Annotated in this window: 27 protein-coding genes; 5 read left to right on the top strand and 22 right to left on the bottom strand. The window is 56.8% G+C overall.

Going from position 1 to position 23,199, the window contains the following annotated elements:
* Window positions 1–192: transposase (locus tag HY298_18550; GenBank protein ID MBI3852262.1), on the top strand; the 192-nt coding region annotated here is incomplete at its 5' end.
* 171 nt (window positions 193–363) lie between these two features.
* Window positions 364–537, top strand: coding sequence for a hypothetical protein (locus HY298_18545; GenBank protein ID MBI3852261.1), 174 nt, complete (start codon window positions 364–366; stop codon window positions 535–537).
* Window positions 538–830: 293 nt separating this feature from the next.
* On the opposite strand, the gene HY298_18540 is transcribed toward HY298_18545, so the two are convergent.
* The 18 genes from HY298_18540 to HY298_18455 form a co-directional block, all read right to left on the bottom strand.
* Complete coding sequence (locus HY298_18540; protein MBI3852260.1) at window positions 831–1,826, bottom strand: MCE family protein; 996 nt, start codon at window positions 1,824–1,826, stop codon at window positions 831–833.
* Complete coding sequence (locus tag HY298_18535) at window positions 1,826–2,536, bottom strand: hypothetical protein (GenBank protein ID MBI3852259.1); 711 nt, start codon at window positions 2,534–2,536, stop codon at window positions 1,826–1,828. The genes HY298_18540 and HY298_18535 overlap by 1 nt, the downstream gene beginning before the upstream one ends.
* Window positions 2,537–2,539: 3 nt before the next feature.
* Window positions 2,540–3,385 (bottom strand): ABC transporter permease, encoded by an 846-nt coding sequence (locus HY298_18530; protein MBI3852258.1) that lies wholly within the window; start codon window positions 3,383–3,385, stop codon window positions 2,540–2,542.
* A 5-nt stretch (window positions 3,386–3,390) separates the two neighbouring features.
* A complete protein-coding gene (locus HY298_18525; protein MBI3852257.1) occupies window positions 3,391–4,587 on the bottom strand; it encodes an AI-2E family transporter in 1,197 nt (398 codons plus the stop codon).
* 133 nt (window positions 4,588–4,720) lie between these two features.
* A complete protein-coding gene (locus tag HY298_18520; protein ID MBI3852256.1) occupies window positions 4,721–5,962 on the bottom strand; it encodes an FAD-dependent oxidoreductase in 1,242 nt (413 codons plus the stop codon).
* A 20-nt stretch (window positions 5,963–5,982) separates the two neighbouring features.
* Entirely contained in the window at window positions 5,983–6,162 is a 180-nt protein-coding gene (locus HY298_18515; GenBank protein MBI3852255.1) for a hypothetical protein, read from the bottom strand.
* A gap of 296 nt (window positions 6,163–6,458) precedes the next feature.
* Window positions 6,459–6,629 (bottom strand): hypothetical protein, encoded by a 171-nt coding sequence (locus HY298_18510; protein MBI3852254.1) that lies wholly within the window; start codon window positions 6,627–6,629, stop codon window positions 6,459–6,461.
* A 91-nt stretch (window positions 6,630–6,720) separates the two neighbouring features.
* Window positions 6,721–6,999, bottom strand: coding sequence for a hypothetical protein (locus HY298_18505; GenBank protein MBI3852253.1), 279 nt, complete (start codon window positions 6,997–6,999; stop codon window positions 6,721–6,723).
* A 26-nt stretch (window positions 7,000–7,025) separates the two neighbouring features.
* Window positions 7,026–7,415, bottom strand: a complete 390-nt coding sequence (locus tag HY298_18500; GenBank protein ID MBI3852252.1) for a phage holin family protein — start codon at window positions 7,413–7,415, stop codon at window positions 7,026–7,028.
* Between the two features lie 7 nt (window positions 7,416–7,422).
* On the bottom strand, window positions 7,423–7,746 hold the full coding sequence (locus HY298_18495) for a DUF883 domain-containing protein (protein ID MBI3852251.1): 324 nt from the start codon (window positions 7,744–7,746) through the stop codon (window positions 7,423–7,425).
* Between the two features lie 13 nt (window positions 7,747–7,759).
* Window positions 7,760–8,128, bottom strand: coding sequence for a glycoside hydrolase family 13 (locus HY298_18490; protein ID MBI3852250.1), 369 nt, complete (start codon window positions 8,126–8,128; stop codon window positions 7,760–7,762).
* Window positions 8,129–8,335: 207 nt separating this feature from the next.
* Window positions 8,336–9,835 (bottom strand): hypothetical protein, encoded by a 1,500-nt coding sequence (locus tag HY298_18485; GenBank protein MBI3852249.1) that lies wholly within the window; start codon window positions 9,833–9,835, stop codon window positions 8,336–8,338.
* A gap of 208 nt (window positions 9,836–10,043) precedes the next feature.
* Window positions 10,044–11,135 (bottom strand): hypothetical protein, encoded by a 1,092-nt coding sequence (locus tag HY298_18480; protein ID MBI3852248.1) that lies wholly within the window; start codon window positions 11,133–11,135, stop codon window positions 10,044–10,046.
* Window positions 11,136–11,218: 83 nt separating this feature from the next.
* The gene (locus HY298_18475) at window positions 11,219–11,626 is read right to left on the bottom strand and encodes a hypothetical protein (protein ID MBI3852247.1); all 408 of its coding nucleotides are present in this window, start codon (window positions 11,624–11,626) and stop codon (window positions 11,219–11,221) included.
* Between the two features lie 87 nt (window positions 11,627–11,713).
* Entirely contained in the window at window positions 11,714–13,144 is a 1,431-nt protein-coding gene (locus HY298_18470; GenBank protein ID MBI3852246.1) for a DUF3494 domain-containing protein, read from the bottom strand.
* A 136-nt stretch (window positions 13,145–13,280) separates the two neighbouring features.
* Window positions 13,281–13,727, bottom strand: a complete 447-nt coding sequence (locus tag HY298_18465; GenBank protein MBI3852245.1) for a hypothetical protein — start codon at window positions 13,725–13,727, stop codon at window positions 13,281–13,283.
* 195 nt (window positions 13,728–13,922) lie between these two features.
* Complete coding sequence (locus tag HY298_18460) at window positions 13,923–14,432, bottom strand: hypothetical protein (protein ID MBI3852244.1); 510 nt, start codon at window positions 14,430–14,432, stop codon at window positions 13,923–13,925.
* Window positions 14,433–14,624: 192 nt separating this feature from the next.
* Window positions 14,625–16,103, bottom strand: a complete 1,479-nt coding sequence (locus tag HY298_18455) for a B12-binding domain-containing radical SAM protein (GenBank protein ID MBI3852243.1) — start codon at window positions 16,101–16,103, stop codon at window positions 14,625–14,627.
* Between the two features lie 179 nt (window positions 16,104–16,282).
* Between HY298_18455 and HY298_18450 the strand changes: the two genes are divergently transcribed.
* From HY298_18450 to HY298_18440, 3 genes are read left to right on the top strand one after another with little or no spacing between them, the layout of a single operon-like run.
* The gene (locus tag HY298_18450) at window positions 16,283–16,990 is read left to right on the top strand and encodes a hypothetical protein (protein MBI3852242.1); all 708 of its coding nucleotides are present in this window, start codon (window positions 16,283–16,285) and stop codon (window positions 16,988–16,990) included.
* Complete coding sequence (locus tag HY298_18445; GenBank protein MBI3852241.1) at window positions 16,980–18,131, top strand: sensor histidine kinase; 1,152 nt, start codon at window positions 16,980–16,982, stop codon at window positions 18,129–18,131. The genes HY298_18450 and HY298_18445 overlap by 11 nt, the downstream gene beginning before the upstream one ends.
* 31 nt (window positions 18,132–18,162) lie before the next feature.
* Complete coding sequence (locus HY298_18440) at window positions 18,163–18,840, top strand: response regulator transcription factor (protein MBI3852240.1); 678 nt, start codon at window positions 18,163–18,165, stop codon at window positions 18,838–18,840.
* 672 nt (window positions 18,841–19,512) lie between these two features.
* Here the strand turns inward: HY298_18440 and HY298_18435 are convergent.
* The 4 genes from HY298_18435 to HY298_18420 all read right to left on the bottom strand — a co-directional run bounded on the left by HY298_18435 (window position 19,513) and on the right by HY298_18420 (window position 23,057).
* A complete protein-coding gene (locus tag HY298_18435) occupies window positions 19,513–20,835 on the bottom strand; it encodes a DUF1501 domain-containing protein (protein MBI3852239.1) in 1,323 nt (440 codons plus the stop codon).
* 13 nt (window positions 20,836–20,848) lie between these two features.
* The gene (locus tag HY298_18430; GenBank protein ID MBI3852238.1) at window positions 20,849–22,333 is read right to left on the bottom strand and encodes a DUF1800 domain-containing protein; all 1,485 of its coding nucleotides are present in this window, start codon (window positions 22,331–22,333) and stop codon (window positions 20,849–20,851) included.
* Window positions 22,334–22,599: 266 nt separating this feature from the next.
* A complete protein-coding gene (locus HY298_18425) occupies window positions 22,600–22,791 on the bottom strand; it encodes a hypothetical protein (GenBank protein MBI3852237.1) in 192 nt (63 codons plus the stop codon).
* Complete coding sequence (locus tag HY298_18420) at window positions 22,788–23,057, bottom strand: Uma2 family endonuclease (GenBank protein MBI3852236.1); 270 nt, start codon at window positions 23,055–23,057, stop codon at window positions 22,788–22,790. Before HY298_18420 ends, HY298_18425 begins: the two co-directional genes overlap by 4 nt.
* Between the last annotated feature and the right edge of the window lie 142 nt (window positions 23,058–23,199).

Genomic DNA, 23,199 nt, shown 5'->3' with positions numbered 1-23,199 from the left:
GCACATCAAAAACGCCTGCGCACCTCCAACGCGCTCGAGCGGGTCAACCAGGAACTCAAACGCCGCACCCGGGTCGCCAGTCTCTTTCCCAATGAACCCTCGTTGCTCCGACTCGTCTCGGCCCTGCTCCAGGCAACCAGTGAAGTCTGGGAAACCGGAAAAGTTTACCTCAACATGGAATGCCAAACCTAGCCCTCAGTTTGATGCTCAACAAATTTACAGAAAAAGAATTGCGCCGCCGCTCTTCCCCAAAACTGATCAGGCCGGTCACCTCACATTGGATACGGGGGGTATCCCCCCGTAGAGAAGTCCCTGCCCATCGCGTAACGTGACTCTATGAATCGAAACAAACTTAATATGAAAATGATCCTTCTCTTAACCATCGTTACCACCCTCATCACAATCAGCGGATGTATTGTTCCGGTAGAGGGGCGACACGGGCATTATCGCAGTCACGAGAGATTCGAAAGCCATCCGAGAGTCGTAGTAGCAGCTCCGGTAGTCGTAGTGCGTCCGCCGGAAATCATCGTGCGGTAGTTCATGAGTGCCGGATGAGTCCGGTGGTTTAGGTCAAGCAAGGGTGCGCACTCTGTGCGAGAGGGACAGAAGATTGCGCGAGCGGCGCGCAAGCGGATTGACGCGCCTTGGCCTGTTGAACCCCATCACTTTCACGCGCAATTGATGGCCTTCCGCAAGGGACTCCTGCCGATATTGTAGCTATCCTCGGTCGAAATTCGGGTACAGGCTGCGTAGTCGCGATGGCTGCTGCCGCAAGCCATAACCTACAGGGAAGTACTCCAGCCGGATTCCCTTTAACGGCCCTGGGAACCTCACTTCGCAGAATTCCTCGGCGAAGAAAGCATTTTCGCCGGTTTCTTCTCCGGCTCCTCGCTGGCGGGCAACGGCCGCATGGGCGGCGGGTTGGTCTTGTTCACGTACTTTCGCAGCAGCCAGTGTCGTTGCATGGCTTCAATCAACCGCTCCAGTTCGCGCATCGAGGTCTGTGTTTGAAGGACAAGACCGGGCAGGTCTTTCGCTCCGTCGGCCACGGCATCGGTAATTTCCGGCAGCCGCGCCGTGCCGTCTTGGACGTTCTTCACCGCGACATTCAGGTTCGTCACCGTACCTCGCAACTCGCTCATCGCTTTGTTCGCCCGCGCCAGGAGCTTTTGCGCTTCGTCCGCAAGGGCGGTGTCTGTGATCAACTTGCCGACCGTGCCCTTGCCCGCCTGAACATCGGTGACCACGTCGTCCATGCGCCCGACCAATTGGTCCAATCGCGCGCGTGTGGTGATTAGGTTCGATCCGAGCGTGGTCCACGTATCCAGGCCACCGTTGACTTTCTTCAACACGAGCATGGCCTCGCTGCGGACTTCCTCAACAGCCCCTTCCAGCACACTTTGAAACTGCTCCTTGCAGACAATGGCGGCGTTGTCCTCCGGCAACGGCTTACCCTCGCCGCGCGAGATCTCAAAGAACGAATCGCCCGCCACGCCGAACTTCTTTTTGACAACCGCTGACGAATCCGCGCGTACGAAAAGAAAAAAGTCGCGGCGGATGTTTGCCCGCGCCTCCATGCGGCCCGTTGTATCCACAGTGACACCGGAGACTGACCCCACGAGCGTGCCCAGAAAGTAAACCTCCGAGCCTTGGCGGATGCCCGCCGCGCCAGCCTCGGGCAGAGCAATCCGTAGCGTAACATTACTTCTGAACCAGCGCTGGCTGCGACCCGTCCACACGAGGGCGGCGATCAGCACCACCACGACGAAGATGACGAACGTGCCGGTGAACTCGTGGACGTGCCGAAAATGAAAACGCTTCTCCATCAGCTCACCCTTTCTGCTTCTTCCATGACTTGCATTGGCGAACCGCGCATCTGGTACCGCACCGTGGCGCGCACCTCAGGGTGGTTCCAAACTTGGGGTTCGCTCGTTGTCCACAACACCGCGGCACCCCGTTGGCGCGCGTTGTTGACTGTCTTGATCAGTGGCGCGATTAGGTCATCGTAAACGCCGCGCGTGGGGTTTTCCAAAAGCAGCAAAACCGGCGCGCCCAGAAACGCGCGCACACAAGCGGCCTTTTGCAGGTCTTGTGATGGCAAGCTCGATGGCCAGCCGCGCGGCAATTCCGGCAAACCGAACACCCGGCAGAGCTGGGTTGCTTCAGCTTCGATGTCCTTTCTGGCGCGGCGCGTATGATGCCGCTGCGCCAGGGTGATGTTCTTATCCACGTAGAGATCGCTCAACCAGCTTTCGCCATCAAATACCCGTCCGATCTTGCCGCGCTGGTGCATCACACGATCCACTGGCATCGTTTGCCAGTCTTCACCAAGAAACGTGCCCGTTCCCTGCTCCGGCTCGACCAAGCCCTCCGCGGCGTCTGCCAAAGGAATATGAGCTTGTTCCGCCTCCAACAACACCAGGGCCAGGTCCCCCGCCTTGAGAGTTGAATTCAGATTGGAGAGGCCCAACCCAAACTCGTTGTCCGCGGCAATCGTCAGGCCGTGAAATTTCAAGATGTCGGTTGGTGCGTTCATCAATCAGAGGTAGGTTAGCAGCGACACCACCGCGCAGATCACAAACATTCCGGTGACGGAACGGGCGAGCGCGCGTTGCGTGGCCTGCGGAACAGCCAGCACCGAACCAGTGACGCCCAGTCCGCCGATGCAACACGAGGCGCTGGCAAACAGGGCGGGCAGGATGCTTTTGGCAACGACGTTGCTCACGTCTTCGGGACGAACCGCGTTGAACACGCTGTTCGCGAACAGCAACCAGTCGGAACTTCCTTTACCGAGCATCACGCCGAACAAATAACCACTCGCGAACGCGACCAGGATAAAGAGGATCGTCAGGCAAAAGGTGGAGATGGCGGCACCCAAAACCCGGGGCACGACGAGATAGGTGAACGGCGCGATGCCCTGCGCCTCGAGCACGCGAACCCGCCCGCCGATTTTCATGATGCCCAGTTCGGTGGCCATGGCGCTGCCGCAGCGAACGATCACCACGAGGTTGATCAGCACCGGGCCGAGTTCCCGCGCCACCACGGTCAACAACAGCGGCCCGAGCATTTGTGACTGTCCGGCTTCGCCGATCCAGAACGTCAGTTGCACCACCACTGCAATGCCGACAAACACCGCCACCCCACAGACAAATCCGACCGACTCAACCCCGATCGTGACCACCTGATGCGCCAATGCCCGGCGCACCGTGCGCACCCAGTAACGCGGGCGAACGCAAACGGATAACGCCGTCCCGATCACCGCCGTCGCGTGCCGCACCTCGTCCCACTGCGTACAAACGAAGTTGCCCACGCCCGCCACGGGTTGGAGAACGAAGCGACTCCACGCGCCCTGCCGGCTCACTATTTGTTCGGCCGAAGGATTCATTTGGCCTAGCTGACAGGAAGTGGTTTGGCGGATCGGCACAGGAGTTCGCTGACGTGCGACATCGCGGGGAGGTGGTCGCAAATGACCTTGATCGACACCAGGATTGGTACCGACAACAAAGCGCCCGGCACTCCCCAAAGCCATGTCCAGAAGATCAACGAAACAAAAATGACCACCGGATTGAGCGTAAAGCGGCGGCCCAGCAAGACCGGGGTAATAAAGTTCGCTTCCAACAGATGGAGCAGCAGATACCAGGCGGGCGGCAGGAGTCCCATCCACAGCGTGTCGAAAGTAAGGAGGCCGACGCTGGCCAGCATGAAGACTCCGGCGACGGGGCCGAAGTAGGGAACAAAATTGAACACTGCAGCAAGGATTCCCCAGAGGGCGGCATTGGGAACGCCCATGAAGTACAGACCCCCACTCACAGCCATGCCCAAGCCAAGGTTGATCAGCGTAACGGAAAACAGGTAGTTGGAAATGTTTTGCTGAATCTCATGGCTGATCTCGACCGCGCGCTTTTTGTCACGCAAGGTGGGCATCACGTGGACCAGTTTCTGCAAGAACAGGTCGCCCGAGGCGAGCAACAGGTAGAGCAACACCAACGTCTCGCCGACTCCCGCCAGCAACGTGCCAGTCCAGCTCATGAACGAGCTGGTGCCGCGGCTGTCTTTCACCTCGACCGAGGGCGCTTTCGTTTGTGCTTCCTTTTTTTCCTCCTCCGTCGCGCCGAGATTGTTCACCGCGGCGGCGGCCTGGGTGATCCTGGAGCCGCGCGGGAAAATCATCTGGACCCGTTGTCGCAACTGCGTCATGTGTTCGGGCGCGTCATTCACCCACGTCATTGCGGGCCGCCACAAATGGTAGAAACCCACCCCGACGCCGGTCAGCAAAACACTCAACACGATCGCTGCCGCGAACGGTGGTCGAATGCGACAGTAAGACATCCAGCGGATGAGCGGTTTCAGGGCCATCCCCGCCACACAAGCCAGGAAGACCGGCAAAACCACCGGACGCGCGAAGTAAAGAAAGGCAACCGCGCCGAGGGCGACCAGGGCGATTTGCACCGGTGTCGTTTTCATCGTTACCGGGGCGATCGCTTCAACAGACGGTGCTTCGTTGCCGGGCGTTTCTCCACGCGGCATCTCTGCGACCGCCGGGTCATCCATGGCCGCACTGGGCGGAGTTATCGTGGCGGCTTCCATAATTGTGGTGTTCGTTGCGCAGCACGCTACTCCATGGGCCGACTGTTGCCAGCCGGGGGGAATCCCCCATGGCGAACGTTGCGGCGGGAAAGTCGCAAAAACCGGCCGCTGCCGGGCCGGGATTGATTTGGGACTAGTCCCGGCGACCGAAGGTGGCATCCAGTGACTTCAAGTTACGGACGTTCTGGAGCGCCTTTGGGTCCAAGCATGGACGTCGCAAAATCCATCGAGGGGCGACCGCTCGTTCCTCCTCCGGACGGTTCATGATAAACGCGGCGCAAAGGGTTTGCTTTTTAAGCCACCAGACACTGAATCGCTTTTCATATATGTTGCCGCGATAAACCACCTGGTCGTAGCCAGTCGCATCGCCCCAAAATTCATAAGAAAGGTCAAAAACATCCGAGAAGAAATAGGGAACGTGGATGAAGGGCTGGAGTTTTCCCGTCATGTTGCGCATCGCAACCCGCCCTTGTTCCACGGCGTTGTCCCAGTGCTCCACCCGCATGCGGCGATGGAAGATGGGATCGGGATAGTTGGCGATATCACCCGCAGCCCATACGTCCGGCACACAAGTTTCAAGGAATTTGTTGACTTTGATACCGTCACCCGTGTCCAGCGGTGTCCGGTGAAACAGTTCCATGGTTGGGGTCACTCCAATTCCTCCCACGACAAAATCTGTGGGCACCTGATTTCCCGATGCCAATACGACCTGGCATTCATTATTTTTATGCGTCAAGGCAACCACCTTTTCACATTTCCTAAAGGTAATGCCACGATTCACAAACTGATGCTCAAAAAAAGTTGAAATGGGTGGTGTGAACAGACGTTTCCACACCCGATCATCTGGAAACACCATGGTCGTGCGCACTCCGTGGCTGGCCATAACCGAGGCTACCTCCATTCCAATAAAGCCTGAACCGATCACCACGGCCCGCCGTCCTCGTTTGATCTGTTCCCGAATTGCCTGCGAATCCTTCATCTGCCGCAGATAAAAAAGCTCGGATCGGTTGGCTCCCGGCACCTTTAACCGTCGAACCGTCGAGCCCGTAGCGATGAGCAATTGATCAAAGCCAATGACTTTACCCGAAGTGCTCTGGAGAAGGTGGCGCCGAAAGTCCACTTTCTTCACAGTGAAGTTGCGGCAGACAGCGATGCCATGTTTGCGATAAAATGCGGCGTCAGAAATCTGAAGATCGCTGGCTTCTTCCGTGCCGGCCAGAAATCCCTTCGACAAAGGAGGGCGCTCATAGGGCAGCGCATTTTCTGCGGTGACGATTGCCAGGCCCCCGCTTTTGCCGCTCTGGGCGACGAACTCCTTGGCTGCGTATCCTGCAACCACGCCGCCGCCCATAATGACGATAGGAAAGGATTTCATGGCTTTGGAGCGAATAATATTTAGTTTTTCTTCCAGCCGGAGCCGCTCCTTTTGCCGCCGCCGGTGAGTTTGTTCACAGTGCCCCAAGCTCGTGCCTCCGCGTTTTTCGTGCTCAAGCCCTTTTTCTCGTAGCCGGCTTCGATGCGTTCCGCCTGACGTTTCTGTTTGTCAGTGTAGCTGGATTTATCGCCTTGAGGCATTGGTGGTTCCTACTTTCTGGCGGGTCGCTAGACGTGGTCTTGCATGTTCAATACTTGCGGTAATCCATAGCACAAGAGTGGTGCCACCGCAGACGACTATCTCGACCGAATTTCTTCGTGAATTATTTGGCTGTTGCAAAAGTGGTACTGCAGCCGGATTGGTCAATGGCTTCTTCAGTACCATTGACATCTCGCTCGCCGCTGAGTTCGCCCTGGGGCGCGAGTGCGCCTGCGCGTTGTTCGCCCGGACGCGGTTCGGCCCGGGTAAGTTTCTGCCCTTCGCGGGAGAAGCCCGGCTAGGCCACGCTCACGCAAGTGCAGCCGGTGCCTTCCGCACAACCCTGGCAGCAATAGGTTTCTCCTTCGTGTGTATATCCTTCGCCGGGCCATTCGTTCTTGGTCATTGCGCAACCGGGGCACGTCGGCAGCGGGGTTGAAGAGTCGGTTGATCCTTTCTCAATCTTCATAAAAGTCCTTTCGTTGAGTTTAATTTCAGTGGTCGGGTTGTGGTCATCATTTTCGGACGGCACGCCAAGGCTTCGTCACATGAATATTCTTCTATTTGTCTTTTTGATCGCGACCCCGCGAGCGGAACGCCAGCCAGATGGAGCCGGCCAACTGCGCGCCTTTCAGGAGTGTGTGAAACCGGGAGGGCTTCACCTCGGCGGGCATGGACTTGCTGCGCCGGAACACAGACGCGCCCGCCACCAGCAGCGCAGCCACTGATGCGAGTGAGCTGACTGATTTCACGCGCGCGCCGAGACTGCGGACTCCTTCAGTCATCGCCTGCCATTCCTCCGCCAATTGCAGGCGGTTGATTTCGCTTTCTGCAACCAACAATCGTTTCCGCGATTGGAGCGGGTTCAATCGAGGATCGTTTCCAAACATGAACGGTCCTTTCCGAGTTGATCGAGGGTGGCGGGAAATGTTTTCCAGTCGCGCTGGATTGCGGCAAAGCGCCGGTAGAGATACACGGCGATGGCAGCGTAAAGGCTGGTCAGCACCAGGAGAACCGCGACCGGCGAGAGGCGCCACAGCAAGACCACAATGGCAATGGTCAGCGCTGCTCCCGTGAGAAAGCCAAACACCGCCACGCCAAGGGCCAACAAGATGGCACGCAGGAGCCGCTCACGCTCCTCCTGCACCTCCACCATCAACAATTCGAGGCGATTTTCGCCGATGGTCAATAAGCGTCGTGCCAAATGCTTCGACGAAGCACCAAATTGCCCAAAGCTGTCAGCGGCCGGTTCCATGAGTGGATCAGTCGCAATTACGGGCACCCCGGCGAGCGAGTAGGTAGCCGATGAGAGCACCGACCCCTAAAGCAATGCCGATCGCTTGATACGGATGTTCGTGCACGGTTTGGTCCGCAGCCCTTGCTCCTTCGACCGCCTTGTCGCGAACACGGCCATAGATTTCTTTGCCGTTTTCCAATGCGGCGGCGAGACGCTTGCGCGCGTCGCCGACCTTTTCGCCGGCCACGTCGGCGGTGGCGGCCATCAAGGCGCGCGCATCCTCGGCGAGCGTGCCAAAGTTGTCGTTGGTTGCTGGTCTTTGTTTATCCATAATGTTTAGTTCTTTCATTTGTTCGATTCTTTCATTTGTTTTTGTTGGTTAGTGGTAAATGTTCTGCACTGGCCAGATGAGATGCTTCCGGCGAACTGGCTACTTTCAAAACCGAGTTTCTTCCACCGAATGGATTCGGCACGGTTTCCCTGACCGACGGATCGGGAATCCAACGGTTATCCACCACCAGGCAATATTCGTAGTTGCCGGGCGGCAAGGTCGTGTCCTTCAGCCAGCGACCACCTCCCGCGGGATGCATGGGCTTGGTTTCGGGCTGCCAGTCGTTGAAAGTTCCGGCGATACAAACGTCGCGGGCAGTCGGATGAGTGAATTCAAAACGAACCGGTACCAGTTGCGGGCCGGCACTCGGGTCGTTGTCATGGTTTTTGTTGTGTTTCATGGCGGTGAGTTTGATTTGTTTCTTTGGTACAACTCATTTACCAAACATTTTCGCCACGAAGAAGATGACGATGGCTCCGAAAAAGCCTCCGCCTCCGAGAAGATATATCAAGGAGTAACCAGCGGCGGCAAACATGGGTAATATTGATAATGCGATCATAGGTTGATGAGTAGATGAGGATTTACTTTCATATCAACGCTCGTTCGATTACGGTGATGATTGTGGTGAAACGGCCGGGTTTTCCGGGAATGCCTGCGGATCTTCGACTTTCTTCTTGCGGTCTTTTTTCGCCGCTTTCTTTCGGGCTTCTTCACTTGCAACCTGCTCGCGTTTGGCGCGCAGTTCTGTCTGTCGTTGAGCACCCCTCTTCACTTCTTCGGCGCGCTTGACCTGTTTCTCAGTCTGCTGCTGAACCTTTCGTTCAGTCTTCGGCTCGATCGATTCTTTGGTCGCCGTCGGAGGATTGGCCACTGACCTGGCCTCAGCAACTGAGCGGGCGGCCTTGCTTTGCTCGTTCTTCGTCGCGCGAGCTTGTTCCTCTCGTGCGCGTTTCTCAGCGTCCTGCGCGGACCTGGTGTCGCGGTTCTGTTGTTGAGTTACGCGCTCGTTTTCATTGCGCACACGTTTTTCTTCTTCCTGTGCCAGCTTCGTAGCACGATTCTGATTCTGATTGTCGATCTCGCGGACTTGCCTGCCGGCAGCCGGCGCAACGGGTTGGTTCGGAGCCACGGCAGGTTTCTGGACCGAACGTTGCTCGCGAATTGGAGCGGCCTTCTGTTCACGAGGCTCAGCCACGCCACGGTCCTGATTCTGTAATTTTCCCTCTTGTTTCTCGCGGCCCGGTGGCGCTTTCTGGTGCCGGGCGACGACTTCTGCCTCCTGATTCCGGCGCAGTTCGCGAACGGGCACTGACTGGACCTTTCGTCCGCTGGCCTGTTCGACCACCTCGGTGCGCGGGCCTTCGTTGATCACAGTCTTGTTTATGACCTTGATCTTCGTGATATTGACGGTCTTGTTGATCACGGTGTTGTTGTTAACGACCACAGTGGTGGGGCGGACCGGTTCCAGGAATCGCCGTTGCTCGACAAATACAAATGCCCGTGGCGCGACGAGTCCGACGTTGACCTCCACTGAACCGCTGAAAGAAATCCGCGCTGAAGGTTGCAACGGCGCCCAGCCGACGTAGCCACCGCCTTCGTGCCAGGAGACCCATGCGGGCGCCCACTGCGTCTGCGGCACCCAATACCAGCCAAATTGCGCGCTGAAATCCCAACGACCATAGTGATACGTGGCCCAAGCCCACGGCTCATCGCTGGCCCAGTACCAGCCGGCGTCTGTGCGCTGCCAGTTGCCGTTGCAGTATGGCCGCCAATTGACTTCAACCCGTCCCGGAATCCAGCAACGCCCGTACGAGCCAACTACTTCCCATCGTCCATACGGGGTCAACGGCTCATAAAAATCGCTTTCGGCGCGAATCCCGAACCCGACCGAGGCGTCCACCTCTACCGCCGGTGGCGGCACATACGCCGGTGGTGGCGGTACATACGCCGCTGGAGGTGGCGCATACACTTCACGAGGACGCGGCGGTTCCTGGTAATACGCGCCGCGAGATCCGGGTTGATCGACGTAGGTTGTGCATCCGGTGAGCGCTCCCAAAAGCGCAGTGCACAGCACGAATCCCATTTTTTGGCTCAGGTGGTTCGACATATAATTCTTTCGTTTGATGGTTTCTTCGTTTACCGATACTCCCGTTTTTTCCCAAACAAGGCCGACTTGGTCGTTGTCCCGCCATTGAAGTGTTTGCTCCCTCGTCGGCGAGCCAACAATCCCATGCAAACATCTGGCCATTGCTTCAAGCTGTATATGGGGGTGAATACCCCAATTTTAAGGGGCTGATCACCAGGCCTCCACACGACTAATCTTTGGGATTTTTCTCCTGGCCTTTGTCTTTGTCTTTATCCGCCGGGTTCCCTGCATTCTTTTCACTTGCGGCTGGCTTCTCCTTGTCCGACCGCTGCGCTTTCTCATTCGATGGGTTGCCGGGCTTTTCCTTGGCTGGCTTTCCGTTTTTCTCGCTGTCCACGCTTTCGTTCCTCGTGGCGGGTGCTGCGGACTCACGCGGGTCCCCGGCTGGTTTCTCAACCTGCGGGGCTTTCTCAACCTGACGTGGCGCGGGAGCAACTGTTTTCTTTTCGCGGGGTTGTGCTTCGCTGCGAACCGGTGGCTCGACCTTTTTCTTACGGGTCCCTGTCGGTGTCCGTTGCTTGGAGGCAACTGCTACTTCCGTCTTTTGCCGCAGTTCCCGAACCGGCACCGCCTGGACCTTTCGCCCGCTTGCTTTTTCGATGACCGCCGTGGCCGGACCTTCATTGATGACGGTGTTGTTCACTATTTTGGTCTTAGTGATGTTGACGGTCTTATTGATGATGGTGGTGTTATTTGCGACCACCGTGGTGGGGCGGATGGGATCCAAGAACCTGCGTTCTTCTACAAATACAAACGCCCGAGGCGAGATGACTGCCGCGTTAAACCCGATGAATCCACTTCCCGAAACCCTCACTGATGGGAGCAATGGCGCCCAACCGATGTAGCCGCCGCCCTCATGCCAGGAAACCCACGCCGGCGCCCATTGGATCTGCGGCACCCAATACCAACCATATTGGTCGGTGAAATCCCAACGACCGTAGTGGTACGTGGCCCAAGCCCACGGCTCGTCGCTGACCCAATACCAGCCGGCGTCCGTGCGCTGCCAACTGCCGTTACAGTAAGGACGCCAACCCGCCTCGACATGACCCGGTCTCCAGCAGCGTCCGTAGGAGCCGATAACGACCCATTCCCCCTGCGGCGCGAGCGGTTCATAAAAATCGCTTTCGACGCGAATCTGCACTGAAGGCAGCGGCACACTCACCCCGACCGATACCGACGGTTGTCCGTAGGTTGTGTATCCTAGTAACACACTGCACAGCACGAATCCGATTCTACCGGCTAAACGTTTAATTTTATTCATGGATTTCTCCTTTTGTACTTATTGCGTTGGCTGACTTCCCATTCGGGAAAAGTTTCTTAAAGTTCATGTTAGTTGCGGTCGTTTTAGTCTCCATTTCGGCGATGACCTGAGCTTGGTGGCGCCCAATGTTTCGGATACTGCCGCACTACGCTTGCATGATGAATCGACGGGTGGTCGTGGAAATCGAGCCTCACTGACGGCGATCTAAATAGCACGTCAACTGACACGCGCGGCGGCGTCGGTCGTGATACCCACGAGCGACCGTCCCGATAGACATATTGGTGTCGATAGCTGCTGTAATAGACTTGGTAACCGGGGTAATACACGTAGTCGTCCTGCACCGCGACTCCGCCCTCCACGTACACCGACGAGGGCTGCACATACGCGCCTCCCTGACCCCGCCCGCCCACGTAGCCGACGCATCCCGCCAGCGCTCCCGCAAGCGCAGCAGCTAACAGGAATTCGATTTTTAAGTGTTTCGTTCTATTCATGGTGTTCGCCTTCTTCGTTGGTTGGTCTGTATTTACCAATCTTATTCGCAACATTTTCTTTCGATCTTGATGGCTCTTTTTCCTGCTCTACGGAGCGGTAATGGTATTGGCTTCCAAGGTAACCGCGGCAATCCGCGCCAACGCCCGACCGTCCAGCGTTGCGCCGGTCGTCAGCGAGATGGATTGATCGGCCATGATGGTGCCCTTGAAGACAGAGCTCGTTCCCAGAGTCGCCGAAGTGCCAACCTGCCAAAAGACGTTTGCCGCTTTGGCGCCGCCGCTCAGGATTACCTGGCGACCAGAGGTTGTAGTAAGTGTGGTCGCCATCTGGAAGATGAAGACCGCATTTGCGTCGCCCTTGGCGTCGAGCGTGAGGTCTCCCGATGATATCTCAAGCGATGATGTGGATTTATAAAGTCCCGGGGCAAGAGTTTGCCCGCCGAGATTGCCGGCAACCGAAATCGCACCTACTGATCGTCCAGCCGCGTCGTTAAACGCGGTTGTCAAGTCGGCTTGGGCGGTGGCGGCGGCTCCAGGAGTGACGTTGTAGATCGTCCCGTTCACGGTTCCTGGTCCGGCATCAACGGTAAAGAAGCCAGTGATTGCCGTACCGGGACTCACGCCAAGATCCCCATTAACCACGGTAAGACCGCTGCTGGTGACTGTCGAGCCGGCGAGAACGGCGAAGGAATTGGCCGATCGAAGGTTGACTCGCGCTTGAGCTTCCGTTGGCAGCCCCACCCCTCCGCCTCCTCCACCTGCTGTGAGGACGACGTTGCCGGCAATATCTGTCAGTGCCACGGAGTGAATCTCGAGGACGTTCGGCGAACCCGGAGGCAGAGCCGTCAGATTCAGATTGCCCGCGCTGTCAGTCGTATTGGTTTGAGCAGCGTTTCCGTTGATGGTGAGTACGTAGTCCGTGTTTGGGGTCAGACCCGAAGCCGTCAAACGGAACTTTGTGGAGGTCTTGGTGGCTTTGATCTGAAGCGTCCCAACTGCGCCAGAAACAAGCCCGGTATTGTCCAGGCGACGTTTGATCAAGTACTGCAGCTTGTCCGGGTCGGTCAGGTCCGCGCGCAACACTGTCTGTGCGCTGCCGTTGACGATATCCAGTTCACGAACGTTTCTGAGCGGGTGCAACGCGTCCGGGAGTGGTTGTCCGCCGGCGCTTCCTTTACCTTGGGACTTTTTCACATACGTGACCTTGAAGGCGCCGTTCGCATCTGTAGTAAAACTCGCCACACTCGTCGAGTTGGTGTCATCGCCGATGAAAGCGGCCAACTGATAGGTCGTGTTCGGATCCAGATTGGCCAGCGAAATTTGGAGGCGCTGGTTGCTGGCGTTCCCCTGGCGGTTCAATTTGCCGTTGACGCTGCCACTGGCATCGGGATCGACGCCGGTGTTCAGCATCGCCGTCACGAAGTTCAAATGGAGAATACTCGTCCCACCCTTGTTGGAATTCTTGGCGATTGAGTCGTGGTTGGGATACATCACGGCCAGCGCAAGCGCCATGCCCATTAGCATCCGTTTCGTTCCGTTCATACCGACCTTAGTTGCATTGTCGTCAATGCAAGTTATTGATTTCTTTGTCATAATATTTTTCGTTTCTTGATTTTATTGTTAACCGACTTTTACAAATTTCTTTTCCGCCACCTCAGGGTGCGATTTTTTCACTCACCCATTGCCGGGCCTGTTGGAACGAATCCTTCAACTCGCCGTAACCCTTCTTGAAGCCGGCTTTGACGTCGTTCCAAGTGGACTCCGTGGCGTTCCTGGCCTCGTCAAGCTGCTGGTTCAACTTGGCCGCCTGTTCGCGTAGCGCCTCAAATTTGGGTTTGGCTTCGGCCTTGGCCGCGTCGCTGGATTTTTCAATTTTCGCGGCGAGTTGGTCCAAGTCCATGTTGATCTCGGCCAACTGGCCCTGCATTTTCACGACGAATTCATTTTTTTGCGCGTAGGTGTAATCCTTCATGTCTTGCGCAGCCTCTTCTGTTTTTGCCTGGACCTTGTCGACTTGTTGAGAGGTGGTCCCCTCTTTATTGCAGCCTACCGTGAAAGCGGCGGCGGAGAGGAAAGTGATCATCAGTTTATTGCGTTTCATAAAATGTGTCTTCGGTCGCGTTTCTGGTTTCCCGTTGTTGTGAGTTACGCTACGCGATGGGCCGGCTCTTACCAGCGGGGGGTACACCCCACGGTCAATAATGGGGACACTCGGCGACGACTGACACAGTCGTCAGAAGATTTGGAATAGCAAGTGACCACGTGAGGTCGTGGCCATGGCAAACGAGTCGGAGTTTCAGCCCCGTGCTGTTAATTCAGTCTGGTCGGGAGAGCCGTTGCCTCCGACAGCAACCTGGACGGTCTTGCGATTCCGGTCGCCGACACGACTTTCGCGCCTAGGCGCGGTTATCGGTTTGCCCAGGCGGGACTCCAAAAACTTTCTGACCAACCGGCGGCATTCCTCCCGCCGCTGGTCCAGCCTTTTGCGATAGACCATCCCGAGGCTCACGAAAGCCACCAGGCAAATCGTGGATGCCAGACCCGCCGTGCAAAAGACTTTGACGAGGAATTGCGTGGCGAATTGCGAAGGCCTTTGCGGATAGTCCTCCAAGAAAACCGCTGAGTAGCAAAAGCCGGCCACTGCCAGCGCAGTCAGCACGGTCATCAGCCACACCGCGCGTCGGACGCAGCGTTCGTCACGCTGAATCTGAGTGAATTTTTGATCCAGCGCCTGGTGCTCGGCGCTGTCTTCGTAGCGAAGGCAATGCCGCAGAAATTCGGTTTCGCTTTGGTGTTCGCTCATCATCGTTGGCGCAGTTTGACGGGCACAAACGCCGTTGCAGTGTTGTTGCGTTTTTGGTATAGTGTCAAAACGACCGTACACCCCAGCCCTGGTCATTGGCTATGGGGTATTCACCCCATGGGGAAGCTCACTCGCCTGTATGTTGGCGCGGGCCGTGCGGATGTGGGCTTGAGTAGCGTTACCCCACTGGGCGAGTCACAGTCCCAGCACCCGGCACGTCTTGCGAAAGTGATGGCCGTAAATGGAGAAGGTGACGGCCAGCGGAAAATGGGAGGGGCGATGGAAGAAGGTCCAGATCAGCAAGCGCCAGTAATGGAAACGTTCACGACCGAAAATGCCGAGGCGGACATTGGCATGAAGGAACGCCATGAAATATCGCCAGTTCAATGAGCCGGGGATTTTCGGAGGCGTGTACTCGCGCAGGAATGTGCGGATGCGCTGGTAATAGGGCCCCGGGGCATAAATGTGTCCCATCAGATTTCGATAACCCTCGCGTAACGTCTCCCGATTCATCCGCGGAATGAAGTTGGTTGTTCCATCCAAATTGTTGCCGGTCGTCTGGCCGATCAGCCGACCCTGGCCGCTCAACCGTTGGTGAAGCTTTGTGCCGGGGACGGCTTGCAGCAGGCCGACCATCGCCGTGACGATGCCGCTTTGCTGGATAAACTCCATCTGCCGCGCAAAGATCGTCGGCGTGTCGCTGTCGAACCCAACGATAAACCCGCCCTGCACTTCCAACCCCGCGCGCTGGATGCGCTTCACATCGGCGACCAGGTCGCGCTTCTGGTTCTGGCGCTTGTTGCATTCGGCCAGGCCCGCCGCCTCCGGGGTCTCGATGCCGACAAACACCTGGTTGAAACCCGCCTCGACCATCATCCGCATCAACTCTGGATCGTCGGCCAGATTGATGGACGCTTCGGTGAAGAATGGAGTGCCGCGTCCGCGTTTCTGCCACTCGATCAATGCCGGCAACAACTCCTCCTTAAGGAAACGCTTGTTGCCGATGAAATTGTCGTCCACGAAAAATACCGCCCCGCGCCAGCCAGCCCGGTGGAGACCATCCAGCTCGGCGATCATTTGCGCCGTGGTCTTGGTGCGCGGCCGATGCCCGAACATCGCGGTGATGTTGCAGAAATCGCAGTCGAACGGGCAACCACGCGAGAACTGCACGCTCATCGAGGCGTATCGTCCCAAATCCGCCAGCTCCCACAACGGCGCCGGCGTCCGCCGGATGTCGGGGAATTCTGATGAGACATAGACACGCCGAGCGGCGCGGCGCTCGAAGTCACGCAAAAACTCCGGCAAGGTCACCTCGGCCTCATTCAGCACGAAATGGTCAACTTCAGGAAATTGCTCGTGGCCCAGGGTGAACAGCGGCCCCCCCGCCACGATCGTCTTGCCTGCGGCGCGGCAACGCGTGATCAGGTCGTGCGCCGAATCCTGTTGGGCGATCATCGCGCTAATGAACACGACATCCGACCAGGCCAGGTCCTCTTCGCTCAGTTTCCGCACGTTGGCATCCACCAGGCATTTCGTCCAACCCTCCGGCAGCAATGCCGCCACGGTGAGCAGACCCAGCGGTGGTAACGAAGCTTTCTTGCGGATAAATTTCAGCGCGTGCTTGAAACTCCAGAACGTGTCCGGGAATTCCGGGTATAGCAGCAACACTTTCATCATTTCAGAATAGGCCGCGGAATCATTCGGCGCGATGGGGGGTTTACCCCATATACAGAATAAAGCAATAGCCGGATATTGGCGTTGGCTTGTTGCCTCGCCGCCGAGAGAGCAAGCAGCCTGATGGCGGGACGGCAACCGGGACGTCTTGGTGGTAGAGTACGAAATCGGCACAAATCATGAAACGTAAGTTGATCAGGTTGTCGCGACATTACGCGACGGCGTTGCGAACACACCTGAAGCAAAGGTCGCGGGCCGGACTTCAATCGGCGCGTGGACTGGGACGCCAAGCGGTGGCCATCGGACTGGAGACATTGGACGTGGCCAGGATTCACGAAGGAGCACTTGCCGCACTGGAAGCATCCAGCAGCCGTGATGGTGTCATCAAGCGCGCAGAGATCTTTTTCACCGAAGCCATCACTCCTATCGAAAAGACGCATCGCGCCGCGATCAAGGCTAACCTCCGCCTGGCTCAACTGAACAAGACGCTGAACCGGCGCGCTGTGGAACTGGCGGCCTCCAACCAAGCCTTGAAAAAGGGAATCGCCCGGCGCAAGACTGCGGAGCAAGCCCTTAAGAAAAGCACGAAAAACGCCAAAAAACTATTGGCGGAATCACGCCAACTGCAAGAACATTTGCAGCACCTGACCCACCGGATTCTGGCGGCGCACGAGAACAAGCGAAAGAAGATCAGCCACGATCTGCAGGATGAAATCGGCCAGACTTTATTGGGAATCAATGTCCGGCTGTTGACGTTGAAAAAGGCGAACGCGCTCAACACCGAGGGCCTTAAAAAAGAGATTGCCAGCACGCACCGCTTGGTGGATATGTCGGCAAAAAGCATCAAGCGGTTCGCTCGTGAAATCGGCAAACATCATGAAACGTAAGTTGACCGGCTTGTCGCGCCAATATCAGGCGGCGTTGGGAAAACACCTGAAGCAAGGTCCGCGGGCGAGCTTGCAGCCGGCGAAAGGACTGGGACGCCGGGCCATGGCCCTAGGTCTGGAGACGTTGGATCTAGCCCGCTTCCACGAGCAAGCTTTGATCACACTCGTGTTGCCCACCCACGCCCCCAGCACCCGGGACGGAATGATACGGCGGGCGGGAACTTTTTTTGCCGAGGCCATCACCCCGCTTGAGGAAACGCATCGCACCGCGCACGATACCAACGTGCACTTGGGGAAGATGAACGACGCGCTACGCCAACGTACCGTGGATCTGGCCATTTCCAATCAGCAGTTGAAAGAGGAAATTGCCCAGCGCAAGTTGGCGGAGGAAGCCCTCAAGAAAAGCGAGCAACACTACGGCGTGTTGTTGGAGCAGTCGCGGCAGATGCAGGAACAATTGCGGCTGCTTTCCCGACAGCTTCTCTCGGCGCAGGAGGAAGAGCGCAAGCGGATCAGCCGCGAACTGCATGACGTTATTGCCCAGACATTGACGAGCATCAATATTCGGCTAGCCGCCTTGAAAAAGGAGGCCGCCCTCAACACGAAGGGCCTGGAGCGAAGCATCGCTCGCACGCAACGACTGGTGGAGCACTCCGTGAACATCGTGCATCGGTTCGCTCGTGAACTGCGCCCGACAGTGCTGGACGACTTGGGACTGATTCCCGCCCTCCATACGTTTATGAAACATTTCAAGGAGGAGACGGGTATCCACGTCAGCCTGTCGGCCTTTGCTGCGGTTGAGCACGTGAACGGTGACAAACGAACCGTGCTCTATCGCGTCGCCCAGGAAGCGCTCAACAATGTGGCCCGCCATGCGCATGCGAGCCGGGTACAGGTGGAGATTCAGAAACTGGATGGCGTCCTTTGCATGAAAATAAAAGACAACGGCAAAGGTTTTCCAGTGCAACGTGTGTTGCACACCAAAAAGCACAAGCGATTGGGGCTGCTCGGCATGAGAGAACGGGTGGAAATGGTCAGCGGCAACTTCACCGTCGAATCCGTCCCAGGCAAAGGCACGACTATTCGCGCACAAATCCCGTTTGGCAGCGGCAGTGCGCGGAGGGAGCGGAGAACCCGCTGATGCCATCCGCAAACACCAAACTTTAATATCTATGAAACGAATCACTGTCCTACTGGCTGAAGACCACGCAATTGTCCGGGAAGGGTTTCGGTCACTATTGAAACACGAACGCGACATTGAAGTGGTCGGTGAAGCGGAGACTGGCCGCCAGGCAGTCGCCTTGGTCAAAACACTGCGGCCCGCCGTGGTTGTGATGGACATCGCCATGCCGTTGTTGAATGGCTTGGAAGCCACCCGGCAAATTCGCAAAGATTTTCCCGACACCAAGGTGCTCATTCTCTCCGCGCACAGTGATGACGCTTACGTTGAGCAAGTGACCGAGTTGGGTGCCGTGGGATTTTTGCTCAAACAAACCTCCTCAGACAATCTGGCCACGGCGATCCGCGAGGTCCAAAAAGGCAACACCTTTTTCAGCCCGGCCATTGCCAAGCGCCTCAATGGTCGCGATCGGAAGTCGCTCAATCGAGTGGTACGGCTCAAGAAGGGAGGTAACCGCCTCAGTTCGCGCGAGGTGGAGGTGCTCCAGTTGATTGCCGAAGGCAAGGCCAACAAACAGGTCGCCGACGAACTGGGGGTGAGCTTCAAAACGGTGGACAAACATCGGCAGCATCTCATGGCAAAGCTTAACATCCACGACACCGCCGGACTCACCCGCTACGCCATCAGTGCGGGCATCATCGAGAGCAGTGTGCAGTTGACCATCATCTAGTACGACGACAACGAAGTTTAGACACATCTCCCGACGGAAAATCCGAAATCCGAGGGCCGAAATCCGAAAGAAATCCGAATACCGAAATCCGAAATCCAAACGACAAGCCGCGCTATTGGCTTCGGGCTTCGGGCTTCGGGTTTCTTTCGGACTTCGGATTTCGGCCTTCGGATTTCTCGGTCACCATGTTACGCCGCGTGTATAGCCGACACGCACCGTTCGGTGATTTGCCGCAACGTCGCCGCAGTTTCACCCTCTCCCCGTCGGACGGGGAGAGGGCCGGGGTGAGGGGCGTGTTCAATTCCGCACACCTTATTCCCATCCGCCGTATCGGGACCGCTTGAAAGTCGCATCGGGGAAATACCCCATAGCACCGGAACGGTTTATTTGTTCATTTTTGTCCCATGAGAGCCAATCAAAAGAAACGAGATGAAGTGCTCAGACGTCGCAGTGCTATCTCCCAACATCGTCGCTTCCGACGAAGATTTTTCCGAAAGGGAACATCCAACATCCAACATCCAACGCCGAACCCGCAGGTGCGCCAGTCCTTGGGCGTTCGATGTTGGATGTTGGATGTTTTGGTTGTGGCTTTGCCGCGCCATGTTTTTGTGCGCGGGGCCGGAGGCATCTTTCGCACGCAAAAATGCTGAGGCTTGTCTGTCCCCGATGTGTCTATGTGCAAATTAACGGTTCAAACTTTTTGCCCAGAATCGGAGCGCTGGGGGTTTTCAACCAGCCTTCAAGAACCCCGGCATAGACGGAGCGGAAATCGACGGTGTATTTCAAATCACCATTCACCAGGTCGTCGGGCGCGAGACTCGGATATTTGCCCAACAGTCCGGCTTTGACCTTTTCGCCAATGACGAACATCGGCGCGGCGGCACCGTGATCCGTGCCACCATTGGCATTTTCCGCCACGCGGCGGCCAAATTCGCTGAAGGTCATCACCAACACACGTTGCATATTCCCTTGCGCGCTCATGTCTTCAACGAACGCCTGCACTGAATCGCCCAAGTCTTTCAGCAAACGGTCCTGCGTCGGCACCTGATTGGTGTGCGTGTCGTAACCGCCCTGTGAAACGTAAAAAATGCGCGCCGGCAGACCGCCACCAATCAGGCGCGCCACAAGTTTGAGCGCATTGGCCAGTTGGGAACCCGGATAGACGGCCTTGTTTTCGACTTTGTTGCTGAGGGCGCGGATTTTGTCAGAGCTGACCTGGGCATCGAGCGCCGTACGTTCCAGAAAGTCGAGCGCCGATCCGCTGTGATGTGCGTGACCGGAAATGGCGCCAATCGTGCCGCCGGAGTTATCATCCGCGGAAGTGTCAGTCATGTTCTCGTCAGGTTGGTTCATTTTCCGGAACGATTGCTCGGTGCCTTCGGGGCTCATGAAGCGATAGTTTTGCGGATTGTCCAAGCTGACACCTTTGGGCTTCTTGGCGGCAAAGGCCTGCGGCATCTGGCGGCCGATGTTCACGCCGACGGTTGGATCACAACCGGAACAGGTGTGGTCGAAATAACTGCCGATCCAGCCGTATTTGCCATACCGGTTGGAGTCGGTCGCCGTCTGCCAGATTTCTGTCGAGCGGAAATGGGAGCGATTCGGATTCGGATAGCCGACGCCCTGAACGATCGAGAGATTTCCGTTGTCGTAGAGTTCCTTGAAACTGTCGAGGTTTGGATGCAGCCCGACCTGATCGTTGATCTTCAACACATCGTTGCCGGACAAACGAATTTTGGGGCGCGCGTCCTGATAAAAATCATTGGCGTACGGCACGACGGTGTTCAGTCCGTCATTGCCGCCGGCCATCTGGAGAACAACCAGAATTGTGGAATCGTGGCCCGTGGTGATTTGCGTGGCGGAATCCGCGGCGTCGGCTTGCAACGCCGCAAATGTGTTGGCCAAAAACGAGGGCGCCGTCCACGAAACCGCGCCGCCCAACAGCGTCGTGCGCAGAAATTCCCGTCGCGTTTTAAGTGTGAGTTCCGTTTTCATAAAGTTGCAGAGTTCAGGTCAGTTGATATTCGGGCGTGCTCATAATCAGCCGGACCGCTTCCAAAACCACCTGGTCATCCAGCGCGCCTTGCGAATCCAGAAATTCGTGAAGGACTTTTTCCTGTTTTTCCTTCAGTTTCCCTTGGAGCAAACGCTTTTCCAAAGCGGCGATCAACGCGTCCTTGTTCTTCCGTTCTTCCGCCGTCAGGATTTTTTCGGGTGAAACGGTCACCAAAGGCAGATTCTCCAAGCGCCTCTGCATCTGTTGTTGCCTTTTCATCGGCGCCTTCGCTTTTCCGAAACTCAATCCGGCCAGCATGGACTTGTCACCCAGAACAAGCATGGCGGATTCGTTGTAGCGGGCGAGCAGGTTGTTGGTCGTGATCCAACTCAGACCGCCGTCCCAGCCTTTGACGTTCGGAGGCGCAAACAAATCCTGGCCCAGATTTCGCGTAAGACTAAAGCAAACCACGGGCGGCGGCAATTCACGCTCCAACACGCGCACGCTGCCCACCAACCATTGCACCGGACTCTTCACCTGATTGCGGATGATGTTGTCCGAGTAAAACTCTTCGCTGCGAAACAGGGCATGGAGAAGCGGTTTGAAATTATTATTCGCCTTGCGAAACACATCGGCCATGGCCGTGACCAATTCGTCCGATGCAGGTTGTCCGGCAAAGAAGTTCCAAATCTTTGCGGTAATGAAGCGGGCGGACTGTGGTTGTGCTACGACTTGCTCCAGAAATTCTTTGCCGTCGAGATTGCCGGTGCGCCCCAGCACTGTCTTTTCACCGTCATCATGCACGTTCGGGCGTTCAACAAATCTTTGCTTGATGCGGTCGTAGCTCCAACCCGTCAGGGCACGCGCGGCTTCCGAGATGTCCTTCTCCGAGTAATGCCCCTCTCCAAGCGCGAACAACTCCATGACTTCGCGGGCGAAATTCTCGTTGGGATGCTCCTTCCTGCTCTGAGCCTGATCCAGCCAGATCAACATGGCCGGGTCTTGCGCGACCCGGACCAACATATCCAACCAATCGCCAGTGACCAGACGACGGAAAAGTTCGTTCTGCCGCCACATAAGGTAGGCGTCTCTCACCTTTTCAACGCTGGTGGCGAAATGGCCGTGCCAAAAAAGTGTCATCTTCTCCTGCAGCGGACGCGGCCCTTTGGCCATCCGCTGCAACCACCAGCCACGCAACTCAGTAATTTGTTGCTGTTGCATCTGCCTTTCGGCCTGCTGCAATTTCTTCCGCTGCTCCGGCGTGCTCTCCCGGAGTTCCTTGAACTTTTGGGCGCGGTTGGGGTCGGGCTTGGCCCAATCCGGATTGGGCGTGGGATCAGGAATGTTTTCGTAATCGACCAGTTGAGTAACCGCCTTGTCGAGCCCAAGGTCCACCAGTTTATCGATTTCAGCCGGCGGGCCGCCGAAGCCGGCGCGGTTCAGTAGATGCGCCGCAGTTGTGAAATTCCATTTCTTAACAGGCAATGGTTTCAACATACGGTTTTCTTAGACGCTTGAGTGCGACAGAAGGTTTCCAACAGCGTGCAACAGCGGCAGAAATCGGGCAAACATTTTCCATTTGCGGATCCCAGACTTTGGACAGAGCTTCGCAACCATGATGGCAGGACATCACCGGGATATCGTCACCGCCGGTTGGCTCACTGTGGAATCTCTGCTCCGCGGCCAAGCCCGATCTCGCTTCACCCGCAACGCACAGCCCGCGGGTGCGCCTCAAATCAGGATCTCCAATTCCGCAATCTTGCTTACGCCCAGTCCCACTCCTTGAAAAGGTCGGCGATGGCGTAACGGAAGCCGGACAACAGATTTTCGCCATCAAGAAACGCTCCGGGAGCGAGTAATTCCCGTTTGTTCACGGCGTGGCAGATCTCCGCGCATTGCTGAACGGGGTGGATGATCCAGGCGACTTGCGTGCCGCTGGCAAAGAAGTCTTTCAACCGCGCGTCAATCTCTTTGCGCGGGTGTTTTTCGGCGACAGCACTGCGACAGCCAAGTCTGGTGCCCCCGGGAAGCAAGTTTGCGCGGACGGTTTGAAATTGAGGGACCTAAGCCGCGCCTTTGGAACGAAGGAGATGTCCGGCGCGCGGCAGTTGCGATTGAACATCCAGAAGCCCATGCTGGAGTCGAGAACAACACCGAGTTGGTGACTGCCGTTGAAGTTTTCAATGGCGACCCGCAGACAGGCGCAAATTCGACCGTGCAAAACAATTATTTGTCGGGCTCCTAACCCGTTCGCCGTTGACCACTTCGTGGAGGTAATCGTCTTCGGGGAGGGCCTGCAACTCCGCTTCGGTCCAGATCTTGATTGTAATGTTGTCGGGGCAATCAGGGACACAATTTGGGCG

It is taken from the genome of Verrucomicrobiota bacterium, assembly GCA_016200005.1.
Taxonomy (GTDB): domain Bacteria; phylum Verrucomicrobiota; class Verrucomicrobiia; order Limisphaerales; family PALSA-1396; genus PALSA-1396.
The sequence above is the reverse complement of the archived record's forward strand: the minus strand, read 5'-3'. Positions and strand labels throughout refer to the sequence as shown.

Excerpts from the sequence above, each read along its gene's own strand:
- HY298_18430 (MBI3852238.1), bottom strand. The coding sequence starts at position 22,333 with ATGTTGAAACCATTGCCTGTTAAGAAATGGAATTTCACAACTGCGGCG.
- HY298_18455 (MBI3852243.1), bottom strand. The coding sequence starts at position 16,103 with ATGAAAGTGTTGCTGCTATACCCGGAATTCCCGGACACGTTCTGGAGT.
- HY298_18485 (MBI3852249.1), bottom strand. The coding sequence starts at position 9,835 with ATGTCGAACCACCTGAGCCAAAAAATGGGATTCGTGCTGTGCACTGCG.
- HY298_18465 (MBI3852245.1), bottom strand. The coding sequence starts at position 13,727 with ATGAAACGCAATAAACTGATGATCACTTTCCTCTCCGCCGCCGCTTTC.
- HY298_18470 (MBI3852246.1), bottom strand. The coding sequence starts at position 13,144 with ATGGGCATGGCGCTTGCGCTGGCCGTGATGTATCCCAACCACGACTCA.
- HY298_18450 (MBI3852242.1), top strand. The coding sequence starts at position 16,283 with ATGAAACGTAAGTTGATCAGGTTGTCGCGACATTACGCGACGGCGTTG.
- HY298_18510 (MBI3852254.1), bottom strand. The coding sequence starts at position 6,629 with ATGAAGATTGAGAAAGGATCAACCGACTCTTCAACCCCGCTGCCGACG.
- HY298_18520 (MBI3852256.1), bottom strand. The coding sequence starts at position 5,962 with ATGAAATCCTTTCCTATCGTCATTATGGGCGGCGGCGTGGTTGCAGGA.
- HY298_18530 (MBI3852258.1), bottom strand. The coding sequence starts at position 3,385 with ATGAATCCTTCGGCCGAACAAATAGTGAGCCGGCAGGGCGCGTGGAGT.
- HY298_18440 (MBI3852240.1), top strand. The coding sequence starts at position 18,163 with ATGAAACGAATCACTGTCCTACTGGCTGAAGACCACGCAATTGTCCGG.
- HY298_18460 (MBI3852244.1), bottom strand. The coding sequence starts at position 14,432 with ATGATGAGCGAACACCAAAGCGAAACCGAATTTCTGCGGCATTGCCTT.
- HY298_18535 (MBI3852259.1), bottom strand. The coding sequence starts at position 2,536 with ATGAACGCACCAACCGACATCTTGAAATTTCACGGCCTGACGATTGCC.
- HY298_18480 (MBI3852248.1), bottom strand. The coding sequence starts at position 11,135 with ATGAATAAAATTAAACGTTTAGCCGGTAGAATCGGATTCGTGCTGTGC.
- HY298_18545 (MBI3852261.1), top strand. The coding sequence starts at position 364 with ATGATCCTTCTCTTAACCATCGTTACCACCCTCATCACAATCAGCGGA.
- HY298_18435 (MBI3852239.1), bottom strand. The coding sequence starts at position 20,835 with ATGAAAACGGAACTCACACTTAAAACGCGACGGGAATTTCTGCGCACG.
- HY298_18515 (MBI3852255.1), bottom strand. The coding sequence starts at position 6,162 with ATGCCTCAAGGCGATAAATCCAGCTACACTGACAAACAGAAACGTCAG.
- HY298_18475 (MBI3852247.1), bottom strand. The coding sequence starts at position 11,626 with ATGAATAGAACGAAACACTTAAAAATCGAATTCCTGTTAGCTGCTGCG.
- HY298_18490 (MBI3852250.1), bottom strand. The coding sequence starts at position 8,128 with ATGAAACACAACAAAAACCATGACAACGACCCGAGTGCCGGCCCGCAA.
- HY298_18500 (MBI3852252.1), bottom strand. The coding sequence starts at position 7,415 with ATGGAACCGGCCGCTGACAGCTTTGGGCAATTTGGTGCTTCGTCGAAG.
- HY298_18525 (MBI3852257.1), bottom strand. The coding sequence starts at position 4,587 with ATGGAAGCCGCCACGATAACTCCGCCCAGTGCGGCCATGGATGACCCG.
- HY298_18445 (MBI3852241.1), top strand. The coding sequence starts at position 16,980 with ATGAAACGTAAGTTGACCGGCTTGTCGCGCCAATATCAGGCGGCGTTG.
- HY298_18495 (MBI3852251.1), bottom strand. The coding sequence starts at position 7,746 with ATGAAAGAACTAAACATTATGGATAAACAAAGACCAGCAACCAACGAC.
- HY298_18540 (MBI3852260.1), bottom strand. The coding sequence starts at position 1,826 with ATGGAGAAGCGTTTTCATTTTCGGCACGTCCACGAGTTCACCGGCACG.